This is a genomic window from Psychrobacter sp. 1U2 (genome assembly GCF_051847575.1).
Genome location: NZ_JBPYDC010001360.1, coordinates 1 through 618, shown reverse-complemented (window position 1 = coordinate 618; position 618 = coordinate 1). Strand labels below are relative to the sequence as shown.

The 618-nt window shown below is 41.6% G+C and carries 1 protein-coding gene and 1 pseudogene; one reads left to right on the top strand and one right to left on the bottom strand.

Annotated elements, in window-relative coordinates; translation table 11 throughout:
• The coding region (locus tag ACS8FD_RS22100; protein ID WP_439277444.1) for a LysE family transporter at positions 1-208 on the top strand (208 nt) is incomplete at its 5' end.
• A gap of 120 nt (positions 209-328) precedes the next feature.
• Here ACS8FD_RS22100 and acnA read toward each other — a convergent pair.
• Positions 329-618, bottom strand: a pseudogene (gene acnA / locus ACS8FD_RS22095) (aconitate hydratase); the annotation flags it as partial.

Here is a 618-nt window from a genome sequence, read left to right as displayed (position 1 = left end):
TAATTACGCTCATGGCATGTTGTCCTTTTTAATTTTAGGGCTTACTTTTGCCGTAACTGGCCTAATATGGTGCACGTGTTTGGCATTATTGGCGTCACAGTTTAGTAAAAGCCTGAGAGAAAACCCAACAACTGAATCTATTTTGAATAAAATAAGTGGTGTGGTGTTTATTGGCTTAGGTATTAAGCTGTTGACTGAGAAGGGTTGAGAAAACTGCTATAAATGTCCAAATAAGCTACTTTTTATAAAATCTACCTACTCATAAAAAAAGCCCAGTCCCCTACATTAAGGAGACTGGGCTTTATATTATTCTAACTCTAATCAATCACTACGCAGCTTCTTTACTCTCAGTAGCGAGCTGACGTAGCACATAGTGCAATACACCGCCATGACGCACGTATTCGCGCTCTTTTGGCGTCTGTAAACCAACGTTAACTTCAAAGACTTCCTCTGAGCCATCGGCACGAGTAGCAGTGACTTTGGCAGTTTTGCTCTCGCCATTGTCAAGCCCTGTGATACTAATGACTTCTGAACCATCGAGGTTATAAGTGCTTGCATTCTCACCATCTTTAAAGGTCAATGGCAACACGCCCATGCCCACTAAGTTTGAACGGTGAA